At 39.1% G+C, this 19,688-nt stretch carries 17 protein-coding genes; 11 read left to right on the forward strand and 6 right to left on the reverse strand.

The features are described 5' to 3' along the window. Positions 1–14: 14 nt before the first annotated feature. From BVH02_RS11070 to BVH02_RS11105, 8 genes are all read left to right on the forward strand, one after another. Positions 15–863 (forward strand): glycosyltransferase family A protein, encoded by an 849-nt coding sequence (locus BVH02_RS11070; RefSeq protein ID WP_086501504.1) that lies wholly within the window; start codon positions 15–17, stop codon positions 861–863. Between the two features lie 413 nt (positions 864–1,276). Beyond that, entirely contained in the window at positions 1,277–1,903 is a 627-nt protein-coding gene (pnuC, locus tag BVH02_RS11075) for a nicotinamide riboside transporter PnuC (RefSeq protein WP_086501505.1), read from the forward strand. Continuing rightward, positions 1,881–2,954, forward strand: coding sequence for an acyl-CoA dehydrogenase family protein (locus BVH02_RS11080; RefSeq protein WP_086501506.1), 1,074 nt, complete (start codon positions 1,881–1,883; stop codon positions 2,952–2,954). Before pnuC ends, BVH02_RS11080 begins: the two co-directional genes overlap by 23 nt. 114 nt (positions 2,955–3,068) lie before the next feature. Next, positions 3,069–3,386, forward strand: a complete 318-nt coding sequence (gene rhaM, locus BVH02_RS11085) for an L-rhamnose mutarotase (RefSeq protein ID WP_086501507.1) — start codon at positions 3,069–3,071, stop codon at positions 3,384–3,386. Between the two features lie 161 nt (positions 3,387–3,547). Next, entirely contained in the window at positions 3,548–4,972 is a 1,425-nt protein-coding gene (locus BVH02_RS11090; RefSeq protein ID WP_086501508.1) for a purine-cytosine permease family protein, read from the forward strand. A 2-nt stretch (positions 4,973–4,974) separates the two neighbouring features. Next, on the forward strand, positions 4,975–5,166 hold the full coding sequence (locus BVH02_RS11095) for a hypothetical protein (RefSeq protein ID WP_191278283.1): 192 nt from the start codon (positions 4,975–4,977) through the stop codon (positions 5,164–5,166). Positions 5,167–5,375: 209 nt separating this feature from the next. Then, on the forward strand, positions 5,376–6,653 hold the full coding sequence (locus BVH02_RS11100) for a sugar isomerase (RefSeq protein WP_086501509.1): 1,278 nt from the start codon (positions 5,376–5,378) through the stop codon (positions 6,651–6,653). A gap of 877 nt (positions 6,654–7,530) precedes the next feature. Then, positions 7,531–7,857 (forward strand): antibiotic biosynthesis monooxygenase family protein, encoded by a 327-nt coding sequence (locus BVH02_RS11105; RefSeq protein WP_086501510.1) that lies wholly within the window; start codon positions 7,531–7,533, stop codon positions 7,855–7,857. 135 nt (positions 7,858–7,992) lie between these two features. Here BVH02_RS11105 and BVH02_RS11110 read toward each other — a convergent pair whose 3' ends face one another. After that, complete coding sequence (locus tag BVH02_RS11110; protein WP_086501511.1) at positions 7,993–8,565, reverse strand: hypothetical protein; 573 nt, start codon at positions 8,563–8,565, stop codon at positions 7,993–7,995. 130 nt (positions 8,566–8,695) lie between these two features. Here BVH02_RS11110 and BVH02_RS11115 point away from each other — a divergent pair, with 130 nt between their 5' ends. Then, complete coding sequence (locus tag BVH02_RS11115; protein WP_086501512.1) at positions 8,696–9,754, forward strand: alpha/beta hydrolase; 1,059 nt, start codon at positions 8,696–8,698, stop codon at positions 9,752–9,754. 44 nt (positions 9,755–9,798) lie between these two features. Here the strand turns inward: BVH02_RS11115 and BVH02_RS11120 are convergent, their stop codons facing one another. The 5 genes from BVH02_RS11120 to BVH02_RS11140 form a co-directional block, all read right to left on the reverse strand. Continuing rightward, on the reverse strand, positions 9,799–11,700 hold the full coding sequence (locus tag BVH02_RS11120) for a sialate O-acetylesterase (protein WP_086501513.1): 1,902 nt from the start codon (positions 11,698–11,700) through the stop codon (positions 9,799–9,801). 338 nt (positions 11,701–12,038) lie between these two features. Further along, positions 12,039–13,352, reverse strand: coding sequence for a xylose isomerase (xylA, locus tag BVH02_RS11125; RefSeq protein ID WP_086501514.1), 1,314 nt, complete (start codon positions 13,350–13,352; stop codon positions 12,039–12,041). A gap of 43 nt (positions 13,353–13,395) precedes the next feature. Further along, entirely contained in the window at positions 13,396–14,898 is a 1,503-nt protein-coding gene (locus tag BVH02_RS11130) for a xylulokinase (protein WP_086501515.1), read from the reverse strand. Between the two features lie 12 nt (positions 14,899–14,910). Next, entirely contained in the window at positions 14,911–16,554 is a 1,644-nt protein-coding gene (locus BVH02_RS11135) for a sodium/sugar symporter (protein WP_086501516.1), read from the reverse strand. Positions 16,555–16,672: 118 nt separating this feature from the next. Beyond that, a complete protein-coding gene (locus BVH02_RS11140; protein WP_223271759.1) occupies positions 16,673–17,485 on the reverse strand; it encodes an aminotransferase class IV in 813 nt (270 codons plus the stop codon). 166 nt (positions 17,486–17,651) lie between these two features. On the opposite strand from BVH02_RS11140, the gene sdaAB reads away from it, so the two are divergent. Next, positions 17,652–18,329 carry an L-serine ammonia-lyase, iron-sulfur-dependent subunit beta gene (gene sdaAB, locus BVH02_RS11145; protein ID WP_086501517.1) on the forward strand — a complete coding sequence of 226 codons (678 nt, stop codon included), beginning with the start codon at positions 17,652–17,654 and terminating at the stop codon, positions 18,327–18,329. 19 nt (positions 18,330–18,348) lie between these two features. Next, positions 18,349–19,686, forward strand: a complete 1,338-nt coding sequence (locus tag BVH02_RS11150; RefSeq protein WP_086501518.1) for a TolC family protein — start codon at positions 18,349–18,351, stop codon at positions 19,684–19,686. Positions 19,687–19,688 lie beyond the last annotated feature (2 nt).

Genomic DNA, 19,688 nt, shown 5'->3' on the forward strand with positions numbered 1-19,688 from the left:
ACCACAATACTACTATGCCAACTCAATCAATCCACGATCATACACCTATAGCCTCAGTAATTATTCCTTGCTATAATCAAGGCACTTTTTTGGAAGAGGCTGTAACCTCCGTTCTAAACAGCAGTCTTAAGAAACTTGAGATTATAGTCATCGATGACGGTTCCACAGATAATTCCTTGGAAATTGCAATTTCGATACAACAACGGCATCCAAAACTAATTCAAGTATTGTCTCAGCCTAATGCTGGACCATCTGTAGCCAGAAATTTAGGAATAAAACAAGCGAGCGGGAAGTATATTCTACCGTTAGATGCGGATGATAAAATTGGTCAAGAGTATTTACTTGAAAGTGTAAATAAATTGGAACAAAATCAGAATGTAAAACTTGTGTACTGTGAGGCCGAGAAGTTTGGATTCAAGAATAAGCAATGGAAGTTAAAGGAATTCAGTCAGGCAGCCCTGGCTAAAGACAACATGATTTTCGTTAGCTCTGTTTTCCGGAAATCTGACTGGAAAAATGCAGGTGGTTTTGATGAAAGAATGGTTTGGGGCTGGGAAGATTGGGAGTTCTGGATCAACTTACTAAAATCAGGTGGGGAAGTAATCAAACTCCCATTGGTGGGTTTTTCATACAGAATTCACTCATGCTCACGAAGAAAATCAGTAAATCGAAAAGCTAAGAAAAGCACCATTGCTCTCATCAATCAAAAGCACTCCGCATTTCTAAACGAACATCTTGGCGGTCCTTTACGCAATCCTAGAACCTGGTCAAAAAGTATAAATCTTGCTTCTAGCTGGTTTACAGCCTTCCAGGATTATAAATTCAAACGAAATTTACTCCCAATTCTTTTTGACAAAAAATAAGTTTCTAGGTTACAAATATTAGGCTTATAAAAAATTACTGTGGCTATTCTCAAAGTTGATTAGCCACAGTTTTTATCAATATCCGCTTTCTTGCTTAGTATTGGGTATAATCAGGAATTGAGGTCATTTCTGTCTCCTGTTTTCCAGCGAAGAAACCAAAGAATTTATGACTACTGGCTTCATTGGGGATAATCATATTGATTAATCTATTCAGAAATCATTTTCCCTCACTGTGTTTCCACTAAAGAAATATTAATTTCTATATTAGCGCCATCAAATAAGGGGTGCCCTAAAAGTTACGGGCTGAGATCATACCCATCCCGATTTATCGGGAGCACCTGATCCGGGTAATGCCGGCGTAGGGACTAGATTACTGTTCTCCCTTTTTTGAATAATCATAAAACGTTATTCAAATGTTATTTTCTATTGACCTAAATCTGCTCACTGAGCAGATCAAAGCCACCAGTTTGCTAGAATGGTTTGCTGTAAGTTTTGGAGTGGCTTCAGTACTTCTCGCTCGCAAAAACAACGTCTTGCTTTATCCAGCTGGCATTATTGGAATTTTATGTTCCAGCTTCTTACTCGTAGATGCAAAACTCTACGCTGAAACCTTGCTCCACGCCTACTATCTCGTCATGAGTATTTATGGCTGGGCTATTTGGAAAGACAACTCTGCCAGCGGAGCTTCTCAAATCTCCAGAAGTACTGCAAATGAGCAGAAAATCACCTGGGCGATCGCTATCATCGGTTGGGGATTTCTATACTTCATGCTCACCACGTTCACCGATTCTGATGTGCCGATAGTTGATGCTTTTGTATCATCTACAGCTTGGGCGGGCATGTGGCTTCTGGCGAAAAGAAAACTTGAAAACTGGATTTGGTTGAATGTATCAAACCTGGTAGCCATTCCCCTGCTTTTTCACAAAGACCTAATTCTAATCTCATTCCTCACAATTTTCCTTTTCGTGGTAGCCATCTTTGGCTATTTTGATTGGAGAAAAGAACTGGACCAAGCGCATGGAAAACTTAAAACTGTTTAGTCACGAACTCGCCACCAAAGCGGAGAGACTTGGCCACCTTCCAGAAGAATGGCTGACTGAAATATATAAAAATAAGTTGTTCAAGCTTTTTGTGCCAAAAGAGCTTGGAGGATTGGGATGTACCTTACCCGAGGCTCTTAAGATTGAGGAGAAACTTGCCAAGCTGGACGGGAGCTTGGGTTGGACTGTGACGCTTTGTGCTGGAGCTGCCTGGTTCGTAGGATTCATGGATGAATCACTGCGAAATGATATATTTCCTGACGAAAAACTCTGTTTGGCAGGTAGTGGATTTGTGGGTGGGAAAGCTGATAAAATCGACGATACCTACATAATATCAGGGAGCTGGACCTATGCATCTGGAGCATTGCATGCCACTCATCTCACTGCCAATTGTGAGATTCTAGAGCACGGGGAGCCACTTCTGGATAAAAAAGGAAAGCCAGAGATAAAGGCTTTTGTGATTGACAGAAAAGATGTGGAAATTCTCGATGGCTGGAATTACATGGGAATGATAGCGACTGGAAGCCACGCTTTCCGATGTGAAGACCTAAGTGTTCCACTTAACAGATGCTTCGAGATTCTCCCTGAAAAAGCACAACTGACTGCTTCCGTTTATCAATATCCTTTTCTTCAATTTGCTGAAGCAACACTTGCAGCAAATATCTTGGGCATTTCCATTCACCTAATCGAGGTAATTGAGCAGTCTTTCTGGAAACGAAATGAGTATAGAAAATACGATAAAAAGCATCTCTCCTATTTTCAAAATCTGCTGAACAAACAGAGCAAAAAACTAGAGAAACTTCGAGACGAATTCTATCGACAAGTCAATGATTCATGGGCTGAGCTGGAAGAAAATGGCAAGATTTCAAAGTCACGCTTAAAGAAAGTTAGTCTGACCAGCAGAAAGCTTACACAAAAATGTCGTGAGATCAACTCTAAACTCTACCCGTTCTCAGGTTTGGAAGCTGCAAAAACACATACCGAACTCAATCGAATTTGGAGAGATTTCAATACAGTCGGACAACATGCCTTGTTGATATTTCCTTTTTAGTTCTTTCAAAACATGAATGGCGCATAGGAGAATATTTGAGAATAGATGTTTAAGTATATTGATCTTAATATGGATTTATTTACAACTATTTAATTACACATTAGTCAAATAAGTATGCCTCAAAAATTAGCTTTTAGAATGAAACTCACACCAGGTTTCGAAGAAGAATACGAACGTAGACATAGCGAAATTTGGCCCGAACTGGTCACTTTACTCAAAGACACCGGAGTAATTGATTATCAGATCTTTTTGGACAGAGAAACTTCCACGCTTTTTGCTTTTCAGGAGATCGAAGGAAATTCAAATTCTCAGGATCTGGGAAGTACAGAAATCGTCAAAAGGTGGTGGGCTTACATGGCTGATATTATGGAGACTAATCCAGACAATTCTCCAATTTCGGTAGAACTCCCTAACGTCTTCAACCTACACTAATCAATTAGAGAAAGCTTCCATTTTTTAGCGAATATTTTGGTTTAAGGGTTCTAACAATTAGCGGGAAAAGAAATTTCAAATCTCATTTCTGAACCATATAGCACAGGATACATTTCAGTATCTCCTACCCTAATTTGAACCTCAAGCCCAAAAGAAAACCTATGTCATCTACACAAAATCTTAAACAGCGTCTGGAAGCTGTTAATGAATACGAACGCACGCCTATTCCCAAAAACAAACTAAAAGGCTGGAAAAGCTTTATAGGGACATATGCAGGCGAGCATACCGCAGGCACAGAGTTCGTCATAGGTCCGCTATTCGTAGCCCATGGCGCTACTGCCGGAGACTTGGTAAGTGGATTGCTTGTCGGTAATATTCTCGCTATTCTCAGCTGGGCTTTTTTCACAGGAAAAGTAGCTATGAAGACCAGAACCACACTTTATTATCAGTTGGAGAAAATTGCGGGAAATCGTTTTACACTCGTCTATAATGTCGTCAATGCAGCTTTATTTTGCTTCCTGGCTGGTGCCATGATCGCAGTATCTGCTACTGCTGTCGGCATTCCTTTTAACCTGGCCATGCCTTCACTTACAGATATTTATCCAAGCAGTGTGGGCTGGATTGTTACGGTATTTGGTATTGGAGCGATCACTACATTTGTGGCGATGTTTGGCTTTAATGTCATCTCCAAATTTGCCAATATCGCTGCACCATGGATGATTATGATCTTTATAGCAGCAGCAGTAGGTGTTTTACCTAGATTGGGCATCACCTCATTTTCTGATTTTTGGCCTGTGGCCGAGACCACAATTTGGAACGGAGTTCCTCTAGAAGGACAGAGTAAGTTTACGTTCTGGCACATCATGTTTTTCGCTTGGTTTTGCAACATGGGGATGCATATAGGAATGGCTGATATGTCACTTTTGCGCTACGCGAAAAAATGGACCTATGGTTTTTCATCAGGCACAGGCATGTTCTTAGGGCATTTTATTGCTTGGATGGCTTCTGGAATCTTGTATTCTCTTTTCCTTTTGGAGTCAAAAGGCAGTTTAGTATTCGCTCCGGGTCCGATCGCTTATGAAGCAGCAGGCATTGCAGGCGCTGTATGCGTGGTAATCGCTGGCTGGACCACGGCAAACCCTACCCTGTATCGCGCTGGACTTGCGATCCAATCCATCAATCCAAAATGGAAAACTTGGAAAGTAACACTTTTCGTAGGTCTAGTCACAACAATTGCTGCTTGCTTCCCAGCTCTAGTGATGCAGCTATTAGAATTTGTAGCTCTTTATGGCTTGGTTTTGATGCCACTTGGAGCGGTGATTTTTATGGATGTTTTCGTGCTTCCGAAAATTGGGCTTGTGAGTAATTATGCTGAATTGACTAAATCTCACTTCAATCCAGCAGTTGGAATCACTTGGATAGTTTCACTTATCTTTTGTTTGGGTTTGAACATCTGGGGTGGAATTGAAATATTCTTCCTTGGACTTCCAGGTTGGTTTGTAGCAGTGATCGTGTACTTACTCTCATCAAAAATTATTCAGAAAAAAACAACAAATGTCTCTCCAACTATTCCTTTAACTTACTGATTATGAAAAGTGTATTGAAAATAATTTCATTTACAGCTTTAGTACTTACTCTAGCCCCATCTTTTCTGGTTTTCTGGGGATATATAGAACCTAGCCTTTCTAAAATCCTGATGCTTATTGGTACAATCGTTTGGTTCGGAACAGCTTCCTTTTGGATGAATAAGACTGAAGAAAATGAGGAAGAAGTTATATAAATGGCTTCAATAATGTCCAGCTTCTGGAGAAGCAAGACAACAGGGAATCCTAATATAACTCAGTGTACTCCGCGTGAACTCCGTGTCCTTTGTGGTTAAACATCTATAAGTCCAGCTTCTGGAGAAGCAGGACAAAACAACTTTAAATAATAAAACCGCGCCCTTTGCGTGACCTTTGTGTCCTCCTCCGCGGTTAAACACACACACCAATGAAACTTACTCTCGACCAAATAAATGATCATAATAATTCTCAAAGTGCTGAGCACAGCATAAACTTCGACTTCCTTGCCGAAAGCCTAGACAAAAAAGGAAATAATGTAGAAGAACTGATTTCAAAGCTTCAAGCCTTGCAAATCGCGATTCCAAGTTGGGCGCTGGGAACAGGTGGAACACGATTTGGTAGATTCTCTGGAGGTGGAGAACCAGCCACTTTAGTTCAAAAAATCCAGGATGTTGGAATACTTCATGCGCTGAATCAATCCAGCAATGCCGTTTCACTGCATATTCCATGGGATATTCCAGGTGATTACCAAGCGATTAAAGAGAGTGCATCAGAAGTTGGAATCGGCTTCGATGCCGTGAACTCCAATACATTTCAGGATCAAGAAAACCAAGCACGAAGTTATAAATTCGGCTCATTGGCTAATTCAGAAGCTGCCGTGCGTGAGCTAGCAGTGGAGCATAATAAGCAGGTAATAGAGATTGGAAAGAAATTGGGATCCAAAGCATTAACCGTTTGGCTGGCTGATGGAAGTAGTTTCCCTGGCCAGCATAGCTTGAGAAAAGCGCTTGAAAACACACACTTATCACTACAAGAAATCTATAAGGATGTACCGGAAGACTGGAAACTTCTGATTGAATACAAACCTTATGAGCCGCACTTCTATAGCACAGTGATTCAGGATTGGGGAACATCATTCCTATTGGCAAATAAGCTTGGTAAAAAAGCCTACACTCTCGTAGATCTTGGCCATCACCTGCCAAATACTAATATTGAGCAGATAGTCGCAACATTGATGACAGAAGGAAAATTAGGAGGATTTCACTTCAATGATTCCAAATATGGTGATGACGATTTGACTGTGGGAAGTGTAAAACCATATCAGTTATTCCTGATTTTTCAGGAACTTGTAAAAGGTTTTGATGAGACGAACAATCCTCCTCTTTCGTGGATGATCGACGCAAGTCATAATTTAAAAGATCCCATGGAAGACCTGATCCAATCTGTGTTGGCGATTAAACTTGCCTACGCTCAAGCGCTTTTGGTAGATAGCAAATCTCTGGAAGCTGCCCAGGAAACTCATGACGTCGCTGGAGCACAGGAGATTTTGCAGGATGCTTACAGAACTGATCTTCGTCCTTTACTTGCTGAAGCAACACGCAGATCCGGCGGAGCAATTGATCCAATCAAATCATTCAGATCACTTAAAGTAAGAGAAACATTGATTGAAGAAAGAGGCTTTAAATCAATCGCTTCTGGACTTTAATTTTCCTGACCTAACTTTTCCAAAACTTATAATTTTGGAAAAGTTTTTTTACCTCTATCATCTGATGCTAGTTTCCTTGCAACTTTTTTTCGACTCAGGAAACAGCAGTATTCCTACTAAAATGAGGATTATCTACTCCGAAAAAAGAATAAAAAAAACCCGGCCGAAACCGGGTTCTGGGTGATGTGAACAACTTTTCACACATTCCTTATTTTGATGTAGCCACTAAAGGCAGCATCTGTTTCGGTATAAGGAGAACCGTAATTTTTTTATAAAACAATAAGATATTCCTCCGTCAACTTGTAATTTCCTGCTGGTTGACTTCTTAGTATTATTAAAATCAGATAAATTAAAATTTGTCAAAATTTCCTACCTAAGCATCTTAAGCTATATTGGTTTAAGAGATGAATTATTAGTCGTACAATTTCAAATCCAAACCCTGTGAATTTCTAATTTTTAAACTGGAATACCATAAAATTAGTTCAACAGGTAATAAAAGGAGCTAAACTATAATCTAGATTTTTAATGTAAATCATCAAAATTAAATTCGCTTAAATTTAAACATCTGATAAATTTTCAGAACAAGATTTTGCTTTCCAATTATTATTACTCTGCTTGCATAACAATATATCTCAAATATTTTGCCATTCTTTTTAGAATTCCAATTCCTTGACCTATATCAATATAAAATCTTATTGTGTACTATGTAAATGAGTTTAATTGGTAAAAGCCAACCTAATAAAATCGGGTTAATAACTTTATTTCACTTGCAAATTTTTCCTTAAAAAGCACCCAAAGAGACAAAATATTAACTCATCTTTAAAAGTTAAAACGATATTAGCTTAGTTGAATATACTCGTATAAAAAATTTATAAATATGATCGCTGCCACTCCAAATCCTCCTTATTACGCTGTGATATTTTCTAGTGTCCGTACAGAATTCGAGGAAGGATATGCCGAAACAGCAGAAGAAATGGTCCGACTAGCTGAGGAGCAAGAAGGTTATTTAGGCTATGAAAGTGTACGGGATGGTCTTGGGATTACAGTAAGTTACTGGGCAAGTCTAGATGCGATTCGAAACTGGAAGCAGCAAACTGATCATCAAGTCGCTCAAAAATTGGGACGAGCAAATTGGTACGCGGCTTACAAAACCAGAATTTGTAAGGTGGAGCGTGACTATGAATTTTTTGAGTCTGAGAAGTGATTACTTAATTCTGGCTTTCGTCAGCTTTTTTACAAAATATTCATTCCTTTTATTGAAAGCATATCAAAAAAAAAAGTTCAGGATCATATACCCTGAACTTTTCTAAAATCTTATGTCTTAAGTCTAACTACTTTTTTAAAAAGCATATCCAAAACCTACTCCTCCATACAAAGGCCAAAATCCATTGTTATTAAAAATTGGGTTGATATTAATCTTCCAGGTAAAACCTCCATCAACAGGCACTCTTCTATACCCAAAATTCATCGTTCCCATAATACTTGGAGAACTATCTACGTCAAGGATAAAACTGTAAGGATAAGATTCATACGTATTACATGTCGACATCCCAGTATTTGGATCATATGTACTATCAATGCAGTATCTATTTTTGTTCTCATCAAAAGCAAAAAAAGTTGCTCCCAAACCGATTTCAAAGTAATGTGGCCCTTTTCCCATTAGTCTATTTACCATGACTGGCAAGGAGAAAAATGATTCATTGTTCGTTGTATAGCCTCCAAAACCAACTCTCATACCCCAAGTGTCCATACGGGTTTTGTCAAAGCGGAAGTCATAATTAAAGCTATAAGGCAAGCCAGCTCCCCCTAATTCTACGAAAACTGATTGAGTTGGCACTTTTGTTTGTGTCTCTTGAGCCAATACTAGTTGGCTGGTGACTAGCAATAAGATTCCAAGGAATAAAGCTTTCATAAGTGTTGGTTTAAGATTTATTAATACGAATTAACGCTATTTCAACTAAAATGATGTTTACATTTCAATATATTTTATAGCTAAACCAATTTTAGAATTATCCATAACTTTACTTCTTAATTAGAAACCAATGCTAAGAAAGATATTCTTGGGAATATTTGCATCTGCGATGATCCTCGCAATTGTTTACATGCTGGGACCAAAAGTAGCACATCAAGAAATTACCATCGAATTCCCTCAGGTACCGACTCGACTTGCTGAATTACAAGATTATGTGCACCAACGAGAAGACACTGTAATTGGCTTAAAACCAGGAAATGAAGCTTATATCGTCTGGGCGGACAGTATGAATAAGCGCAAAACTCCCTACTCTATTGTATACATTCATGGATTTGGAGCTAGTCCTATGGAAGGAGATCCAGTTCACAGATTCTTGGCTGCGCATTTTGGCGCAAATCTATTTGTAACCAGATTGCCTGAACATGGAATCAAGCGTAAAAATGGGATGGAATACATGACCGCACAAATTCTAGCCAATGCTGCAGGCGAGGCATATCAAATCGGAAAAAGTCTAGGTGATGAGGTGATTGTAGTAGGGACATCCATGGGTGGAGCTTTGACGCTATTGTTAGCAAGCCAGCAACCAGACATTAAAGCAGTAGCAGTTTATTCGCCAGCGATTAGGGATTATGGAGAAGGATTAGGCATTATTTTTAATCCGTGGATGGAACAAATTATGGAGAAGACTGCTATGAAAAAATTGGCCTATCAGCCACGTGAGGGTGAAAAAGCGATGTATTGGTCAGAAGATTACAACATCAAAGCGTATGAAAGTCTAGGCATCATTATGTACAGCAATATGAATGAAAGCACCTTTAAGAAAATAAATCAACCACTTTTTCTAGGATATTACTATAAGGATAACGAACATCAAGACAAGGTCGTATCGGTACCGAAGATGATGGAAATGTATCAGCAGATCTCTACGCCAAATGACATGAAGCGAGAAAAAGCATTCCCGAAGTCTGGTAATCATGTGATCGGAAGCTCTATCACCTCTGATGATTGGGAAGGAGTTCTTTTTAGCACTATTGACTTTTTAGAAAATATAGTTAAGATCCCTGCTAAGCTTGAATTACAAGAAAAATTTGAGGATTTAATCCAAGTTCAGGAATTACTAGAAAAATAGAAAATAAAGAAGACCAAGCAATAACACTTGGTCTTCTAGATGATTTACTCAAACTCCACTCTGAATGGTTCAGCTGGTAAATTAAGATTATTTACCAAGTTGACTTCAGGATTATCAGCCCAAGCGTAACGTATTTCCCCAACTTCCATTCCTTCCGGAAGACTAATTTTTACGGTTTGCTTATCCACAATTGAAGCTGAAACTTGCTCAAAATCAACTTTTTCATTTCCTACAATAAATCCCTTTACTGCATCTCCGGAAAGTAACTTTAGGCCTTCTCCAGTAGATTTATATTTGATTATCAATTCATTTCCCTGTCTATAAAGCGAATCAACTTGGGGTCCAGAAACTAGAATTTTCTCTTCAAAAGCAACTTTTCTAGCCTGTAGCCATAGTCGTTCTCCAACATCTTTTTTGTTTTTAGGATGAATATCTCCTTCTTCCCCAATGTCGATGATTGTTGCCATTCCAGTTTTTGGAAGTTCTAGTGTCTGAGTTTGCGCTTCTCTTAAAAACGCCCAATTACTATCTGCTTGAACTTCTTTACGTTCCATATAATTTGCCAATTGCACGAACAGAAATGGAAAATTGCCTAATCCCCAAGCTTCCCTCCAGTTGGTAATCATAGTAGCAAAAAGTGTCTTATACTCTTCGTGACGACCTGCATTACTTTCTCCCTGATACCAGATAGCGCCTTTGATCGTATAATTGGTGAGAGGTACAATCATTGCGTTGTACATCATTCCAGGCATCCAATTGAAGTATTCTACTTTTGGCAGGTGAGGCTCAACTGTAGTATTGGAATATGTCCAAGTCCCTTCCAGCGATATTTTATTACCAGCTTCTAGCAAATACATTTCGTCAGATTGACCAATGCTTGGCTTATTATTCCAAGTGTTAATCGCTCGAATAGTCAACACATTCACTCCGGTCAGGAGAATCTTCGATGGAATCATCAGTTCTGACAAAGTTGATCCCCAGTCTTTATAGTGCAACAATTGTCCATTCAGATATACATATGCCATTTGATCGATAGTTGGCAAATGAAGCCTTACGTCGTCAGTTGTTGTAAGAGTGAATTTTTTGCGAACCCAAGCAATATGCTGCAAGGGATTTGCCTGAGGCAGATTAATTTTTCTCCACTTAGAATCATCGTAGCTAAGAGCTGCCACATTCATTGCCGTAAGCGAATCAGGTTTGCTTACCATAGAATCGCGCATTTGCCGGTTCGAATCATTCTCTTTCAACTTAGCTTCCCAACGCTCATTGTTTTCAATCACATCTTTCGCTTGCTTGCTGAATGAACCTTCCATTTCCGCCAAAATCTCAGCATCAGTCCATCCTTCCACGGGGGTTCCTCCCCAATTAGATTCTATGATCCCTACTGGCACTTTCTTTTCCTCATTATTTCGCTTCGCAAAAAACCAGGCCACCGCTGAGAATTCCTTTAAATTAACCGAATCTGCAACTTTCCACTCACCTCCTACCACATCGTCTAGCTTCACTGCGCTATAGGAATTTGGAACCTTAAAAAAACGAATCTGAGGATTTCCGCCTGCTAAAAATTCTTTTTCTGCACCTATCACCTGTGATTTCAATCGCCATTCCATATTGGATTGACCACCGGCCACCCAGACATCTCCGATGTACACATCATTGATTTTTTTCCGGTTCACTTCCAATATGAATGGACCTCCAGCAGGTAATTTGGGTAATTTGAGTATCCATGTGCTATCTTCTTCTATCGTTCCACTTGTAATCGCTCCAGCTAAACTTACGCGTACATTTTCACCTGGAATACCACGCCCCCAGAATGAAATCGTGGCGTCACGCTGCAAAACCATTCCCTCACCAAAAAGCTTAGGCAAGGTAACTTCCGAGTCAAATTTTGAGGACCCACAAGAAAAGAGAATAAGAAGAGCAAATAGTTTCCAGGTATGTTTCATAGGACTTGGTTAATTCCAATGGGAAATTGCCTAAAAAATCTGGAACATCTAAACTTAAATATGACTATCCACATCAATAGCATTACTTGAGTTAAATTAGATTGAGTTTGATCAAAATCTACCTTAGCCAGAGACTTAATAGTTTTAGCTTCTCAGCTGGTCTTATTACTCTATTTTAATGTTTTTAGATAGACAACTGTAATCAATTATCTGGAAAATCGGAAGTCACAAACATCTTCTCTCCAAACAATATTTATTAGGACACAACTCACTAATAACAAAAAAAGTCCGATTGATGTATATCAACCGGACTTCCAAATACTATTTATTAATGAGATCTAGATGTATCTGTTCAATAGGTTCTCAAAGTACTCTTGCTTACCGCTAGTCTGAATTGGTTCACCAACCTCAGCAGCGAGGTTTCTCAACTCTTCAAGTGTCAGACTTCCTGTCTCGAAGGACTTCCCTTTTCCAGAATCGAAACTCGCATAGCGATTCTTTCTTCTCTCAAGGTAATCTGATTTGTCCAAAATATCCTGAGCGATCAGCATACCTCTAGCAAAAGCATCCATACTGCCGATGTGCGCCAAGAATAAATCATCCATGTCCGTTGAGTTTCTTCTGATTTTTGCGTCAAAATTAACTCCACCACCTTGAATACCAGCTGAAGTCAAGATCACCAACATCGCTTCGGTCATTTCTTGCAAGTTCATCGCGAACTGATCCGTATCCCATCCATTTTGGTAATCCCCTCTATTCGCATCGATACTTCCAAGCATTCCTGCATCAGCACATACTTGTAATTCATGCTGGAAAGTGTGACCTGCCAATGTTGCGTGGTTTACTTCAATATTCAGTTTGAAATCCTTATCCAAACCATGCTGTCTCAAAAAGCCAATAACCGTAGCAGCATCGTAATCATACTGATGCTTAGTTGGCTCCATTGGCTTTGGCTCAATGAAGAAGGTTCCTTTGAAACCATTCTTTCTAGCGTAGTCACGAGCCAAGGTTAAAAATTGAGCTAGGTGCTCGGTCTCACGCTTCATGTCTGTATTCAATAATGACATGTAGCCTTCACGACCGCCCCAGAACACATAATTTTCACCACCTAGTTTAATGGTAGCATCTATTGCATTTTTTACTTGCGCACCTGCCCAAGCTACTACATTCATATCTGGGTTGGTTGAAGCTCCATTCATGTAGCGAGGATTGCTAAATACGTTTGCAGTTCCCCAAAGTAATTTTACTCCTGACTCTGCTTGCTTTTCCTTAGCATAGTCAGTGATGATCTGCATTCTTTTCTCGTACTCACCAAGGCTAGATCCTTCGTCAATCAGATCAATATCATGGAAACAATAAAAAGGGGATCCAATTTTAGTGATGAATTCAAAAGCCGCATCCATCTTGTCTTTTGCTCTCTGAATAGGATCTGCAGCTGAGTCCCAAGGATGAACAATAGTACCAGGACCGAATGGATCGCCACCATTTCCACAGAAGGAATGCCAGTATGCAATAGAAAATTTGAAGTGCTCCTTCATGGTTTTTCCTGCGATCATACGATTTTCATCATAGAACCTAAAAGCCATTGGATTATCACTGTCTTTACCTTCGAAGGGTATTTTATCGATTGAGGGGAAATAAGTTTTTGACATGTTTACTTTGGTTTATCTGTTTATTTATAGGTCTGAAATTCGATTATAAATTCATTTTTTGTACTGATTCCAAATGATTTTTCCAATTCAAATATACTTCTTCATAGGGATCATAAAATTGCTCATTTGGTTCTATGGTTTCTAGCAAAGATAAGCCAACAAATGCTTCTGACTCACTGGCAAAAACACCAGCACCAATTCCTGCTCCCCTAGCGGCGCCTTGTGCTCCGTCTGTGTCGTACAATTCTAGCACTACCTTATTCATATGAACAAAAGTTTTGCGAAAAACTGGACTCAGAAACATGTTTGCCTTACCTGCTTTGACAGTCTTGAGATCTAATCCCATTTCCTGCATGATACGAAATCCATACGTAAGTGCTGATACGATTCCTTCTTGTGCAGAACGGATCATGTGACGCTTATCGTGCTTTAGAAGATTCAATCCAAGCATATGAGCTCCCACATGTTGATTTTGCATTATACGCTCCGAACCATTGCCAAAAGGAATAAAAGTCAAGCCTTCAGATCCTATTGGCGCAGACCCACCCAGGTTATTCATTTCATCGTATTCGATGTGTGCTGCCCCCATGATTTTCTTCAGCCAGCTATTCAAGATACCTGTTCCATTTACACAAAGTAAAACTCCATACGAAGGATTATTCTCGGTATGGTTTACGTGCACAAAAGTATTTACTCTGGACAAGGGGTCATGAAGCGGTTTATCAGCTACTCCATACACAGTGCCAGATGTACCCGCTGTCGTGGCTAGTTCTCCCGGCTTTAATACTTGAAGTGAAAAGGCATTATTTGGCTGGTCACCAGCGCGGTATGAAATAGGAATCCCTTCTTCCAATCCCGTGACTTCAGATGCCAAAGCAGATACTCTTCCTTGGATAGAATAAGAGGGAACCACTTCGGGAATCCAAGATTTTGAAATATGATAATTGTCCAGCACCTTATCACTCAAGGCATTTTTCTTAAAATCCCATAAGATACTTTCAGATAGGCCAGTTTCGGATGTGCAAATCTCCCCGCTCAATCTCATTGCAATGAAATCTCCGGGAAGCATCATTTTATGGATTTTGGAAGCTAAAGCAGGCTCATTTTCTATCACCCAACGGAGCTTTGAAGCAGTGAAATTTCCAGGAGAATTCAGCAAATTTTTCAGGCAATATTCTTCACCCAAATCTCTAAAAGCTTTTTCTCCAATACCTACAGCTCGACTATCGCACCAAATAATGGACGGTCTGAGGACATTTTGATCTTTGTCCACTAATACTAACCCATGCATTTGGTAAGCTATACCTATTCCTTTCAATTCGCCCTTCTTCACTGAAGTCTTGTTCAGTACATAGCGGATAGTGTGTTGCACATACTTCCACCAGGTCTCTGGATCCTGCTCTGCCCATCCTTTTTCAGGAGAATCTATAATCATTTCTTCATCAGGAAATCCTTTTGAAATGATAGACTTGCCTGAATCTGCATCAAGTAGAGAGGTTTTGACAGAGGAGCTTCCTATGTCAATTCCTAATAATAAACGTCTCATCTAAATTAATTTTTACCAGAATACAATATATAATGCTGCAGTAATGCCAGCTATCAGAACAGCACCAATCTTAAACGTGGTACTTGTACTAAATAGGTCCTTAGAAATCTCAATACTATTTGGATGATCCTTTCCTTTACCTTCTACCAAACTAATAATGATCATCAACGCAGCTAAAATTAAGAACACTACTCCCATTCTATCAATGAATGGCAATGAGGGGAAGACAACCTTCAAAAGTATGGAAAGAGGAATACTCACAGCGGCACCAGTCAAAGCAGCATTTGAAGTAGTCTTCTTCCAGAATACACCAAAGAAGAAAATAGCAAAAACGCCAGGGCTAATGAACCCTGTGTATTCCTGTATAAACTGAAAAGCCTGATCTAGCGCTCCCAGTGCAGGAGCTACTAACGATGCTACACCAAATGCAACCAATGCAGTAATACGACCAACCTTTACTTGCTTCGCTTCTGAAGCGTTTCTATCAATGTATTTATTGAAAATATCCATTGTAAAAATAGTAGAAGTACTATTCGCCATAGATGCTAGGGATGATACAATAGCTGCTGTCAAAGCAGCAAAGGCAAGACCTTTCAAACCTACAGGCAAAAGTTGAAGTAGGGTTGGATAAGCTCTATCAGATTTCACAAGACCCGTGATCGGATCTTTCATTGACTCTATAAAGCCTACATCAATTCCATTTTTCACTATTACATAAGCTGCAATACCAGGAATTACGACGATTAAAGGCATAAGTAATTTCAAGAAACCAGCGAAAATCATCCCTTTTTGAGCTTCATCTAGACTTTTAGCAGCCAATGCTCTTTGAGTGATGTACTGATTGAAACCCCAGTAACTAAGATTGGTAATCCACATCCCACCTACTAATACAGATATCCCAGGAAGATCCAGATAGGCATCGCGGGTCCCGCCTGCACCATCAGGGATGATCATCTCCCCTTGAGATAAAATCATTGAAAAATGGCCTGGTACTTCCCTCCTCAACAAGCTCAATCCGTCCCACGCGTTTCCGCTACCTACCATTTGAAGGGCGATATAAGTAGTGGCAAGTCCACCTGCGATCAAGAAAATCACTTGTATCACATCAGTCCAAGCAACCGCCTTCAGACCACCATAGATAGAATAGATCATAGCAAAAAATGCTAAACCTATAATACCATAAACCATAGGGACATTCAGGATAGTATTCAAACTCAAAGCCCCTAGATATAATACAGAGGTAAGATTAACAAAAACATAGAGTAGCAACCAGAAGATTGCCATAGTGGTTCTTACTCTAGTATCATATCGATCTAGCAAGAATCCAGGCATGGTATAGATTCCCTTTTTAATATAAATCGGCAAAAAGAAAATTGCTACTACTAATAAGGTGACTGCAGCCATCCATTCGTAAGTAGATATCGCCAAACCTAGTGCAAAACCAGATCCTGACATCCCAATAAACTGCTCCGCAGAAATATTGGAAGCAATTAAAGATGCACCCACAGCCCACCATGGCAATGCTTTCGATGCAAGAAAATAATCTGAGGAATTTTTTACGTGACCTTTCTTCTCACGGGACACATAAAGTCCCATCCCGATGATGAGCAAACAATAGCCTATGAAGACGGCTAAATCTAAAGGTTCTAAGAGCATAAATATTAGGTTAGGTTATGGGCAGTTAGCTTGGGTAATTGACTAAACTTATTAGAATAAGCCGTTAAAGATAATATTTTCAAGATAAGGTCTGTAATAAAAAGTACCTATTTAAATGTCAATCAAAAATTTCCCTCAAAAATGAGATCGGCTCCGTAGATAGCTCCCACTTTCCCAAACTTTCCAAAAAACTGAAGCCTGTACAATTACTTACAAAAACTTGCTCAGCATTTTCCAATTCACTCAACTCAAATTCCCCTTCTAAATATGGCAATGAATTTTGATCTAAATGCTCTAATATTAGCCTCCTGCTCACACCATCAATACAACTACAACTAAGCGAAGGGGTGCAAATAGTCCCATCTTTAATCCAAAAAATATTGCTAGCTCCAGCCTCTGATATAAATCCCCTGTAATCGAGCAAGATTATTTCATCCAATCCTCTACTTATTCTTTCATTATTAGCCAAAACGTAGGGCAAGGAATTAAGAGATTTAAATGAAGACCAGAGCGTTGGGAACAGCCGAACTTTAAAGGACACATCTACTTTGGATTTTATGCTAGGTGCTACGATAAATTCGGTGATGTATAATGTTTGCAGCACTTCAGCGCTCTCTGGGGTATACTTACCAGCTCCACTACGGAACACATTCCATCTCACTCTTTTTCGGGTGCCCGGGGCTATAGTTTGCAAAAGTGAAATCAGCTCAGTGGAATTGATACTGGATTCCTCCAAGCCTAGAACCTTCATTCCTCTATGTAAGCGAAATAAATGCTTTTCAAAAAATCGAATATTATCCTTATTCCAAAGCATTGTCTCAAATAGCCCGTCACCGAAGTTCATTGCCCTATTTGGCAACTTTATACTATCTTGGTTAATCCAGTTTTCATTAGTGGATGATTTTTGAAAGATTGTTTCGATTTCGTTCATAAAACTGTTCATAATCGGTCAATGCAATATTTTGTAAATTTATAGGGATGTTAAACTATATAAACATTTAACCATTCAAACCCATTCTATACAATAAACTTTAATAATGGCATGAAATCAATGGAACGATTTTACCTTAGCATCAAAATTGGAACAATAGACCCAAATGGCAAATAAAAGTAGCATTTTTGATATGATAGGACCAATAATGATCGGACCGTCTTCTTCCCATACCGCAGGAGTAGTAAGAATTGCAAGAGCAGCAATTCGTGTATTGGGAGGGAAACCAGAGGATGCTTCTATCACTTTTTATAATTCATTTGCTAGAACATACGAAGGTCATGGGAGCGATAGAGCAATAATCGGTGGATTGATGGATTTCAAAACTGACGACGCGAATATCAAAAACTCACTCCAGATTGCTGAAGAAAGCGGGCTTACATATAGGTTTAAATCAATAGCTAATTCTTCTATTCATCATCCAAATACCATCAAACTCAATTTGAGAAGAGGAGAAAGAACAGTGGAGGTAGTTGGAGAAAGCTTGGGGGGTGGTGTAATAAACATTTCAGAAGTTGACGGGTTTGTCGCCAATTTTTCAGCAGCTGATCATACGCTTATTATAAAAGCTGAAGATATCTCAGGAGCTATTGCTTTTATATCTGCCGTGATTGCTCAGTCCAAAGCGAATATTGCTACGATGTCCGTTTCTAGAAAAGGTAAAAATGACTTGGCTTGTCACGTGATAGAAATGGACTCTGGAATCAGAGATATTACTATAGAATACTTAAAATCATTATCCTGGATCACTGAATTAATTTACATTCCAGACATCGACCTTTAATTACACAATTAAATAAACCATGAGAAAATTTCTACTAGGCTTTGCCTTAGCTACAGGAATTGGTTTTTCAACTTTTGCACAAGAAGCTGTAATCCCAAGCGGTCCTATTGACTTGGAAACAGCCGTTTCTATTGCATTGAACAATAACCTGACCCTGAAAAGAAGTGAGCTAAATCAACTAGCAAATGAAGCTACACTTCTTCAAAATCAAGGTCAACGTTATCCCAATTTAACAGCTGGAGGTTCAACAAACTTCAACTGGGGTAGATCCATTAACCCTGCGACCAACTTGTTTGAAACACAAAGAATTGGTAACATTAACTTGAGTGCGTCCTCTAATGCAACGGTTTTCAATGCTGGTAGAATAAATAATACAATCAACCAGACCAAGACGATTATAGAGCAAGGTTATTATAACATAGAAGCCACTAAGAACACAATTACACTGAACGTAATCAACTTCTATGTGAATGTGGTATTCAATCAGGAGCAAGTTAAAATTGCTGAAAATCAGTTGAAAACTACTCAAAATCAATTAGAAAGAACAACCAAATTGGTTGATGCAGGTTCTTTACCCTATTCGGATCAATTGGATCTTCAATCGCAGCTAGCTACTAATAATGTGGATTTGATTAATGCTCGAGCTACACTGAATAACTCAATGCTTAGTCTTGCGCAAGCACTCCAAATCCCATTTTCGAGTGATTTTCAAATTGAGAAACCACAGCTAGATATTGATGATACTTTTATGGTATCAGAATCTTCCTCTAGCATATTCCAGACTGCTGTAAGTACAATGCCAGAAATTAAAGCGGCGGAATTGGGCGTTGAAAGCGCAAATTATGATATCAAAATTGCAAAATCTGGATACTACCCTACCATAGGTCTATACGCAAATTTAGGATCCAACTATGTGGATATTTACGATGAAACTTTTAGTAATCAAATTGATTTTAACTTTCGCCAGTCTGCAGGTTTACAATTAAGTGTTCCATTATTTTCCAGAATGGTGAACAAGTCCAATGTTCAGCGTGCAAATGTTCAGAAAAGGTTGGCAGAAGTTTCTGAATTAGAAGCAAGAAATCAATTAAGACAGGATATAGAAACGGCATATACTAATGCTCTTGCTTCTGAGCAATCTTATCAGGCTTCATTGACTCGAATCGCGAGTTTGGAAGAATCCTTCAGGATCTCTCAACAAAGGTTTGAACTAGGAGCTATCAACTCTGTTGATTTTCAGATTGCTCAAAACAACTTGTTTTCTGCTCAATCTCAACTTGTCTACGACAAATACACATACATTTTCAGAGTAAAAGTTCTTGATTTTTACTTGGGTAATCCAATTAATCTTAATTAAAC

Source organism: Algoriphagus ratkowskyi, assembly GCF_002150505.1.
Taxonomy (GTDB): Bacteria; Bacteroidota; Bacteroidia; order Cytophagales; family Cyclobacteriaceae; genus Algoriphagus; species Algoriphagus ratkowskyi.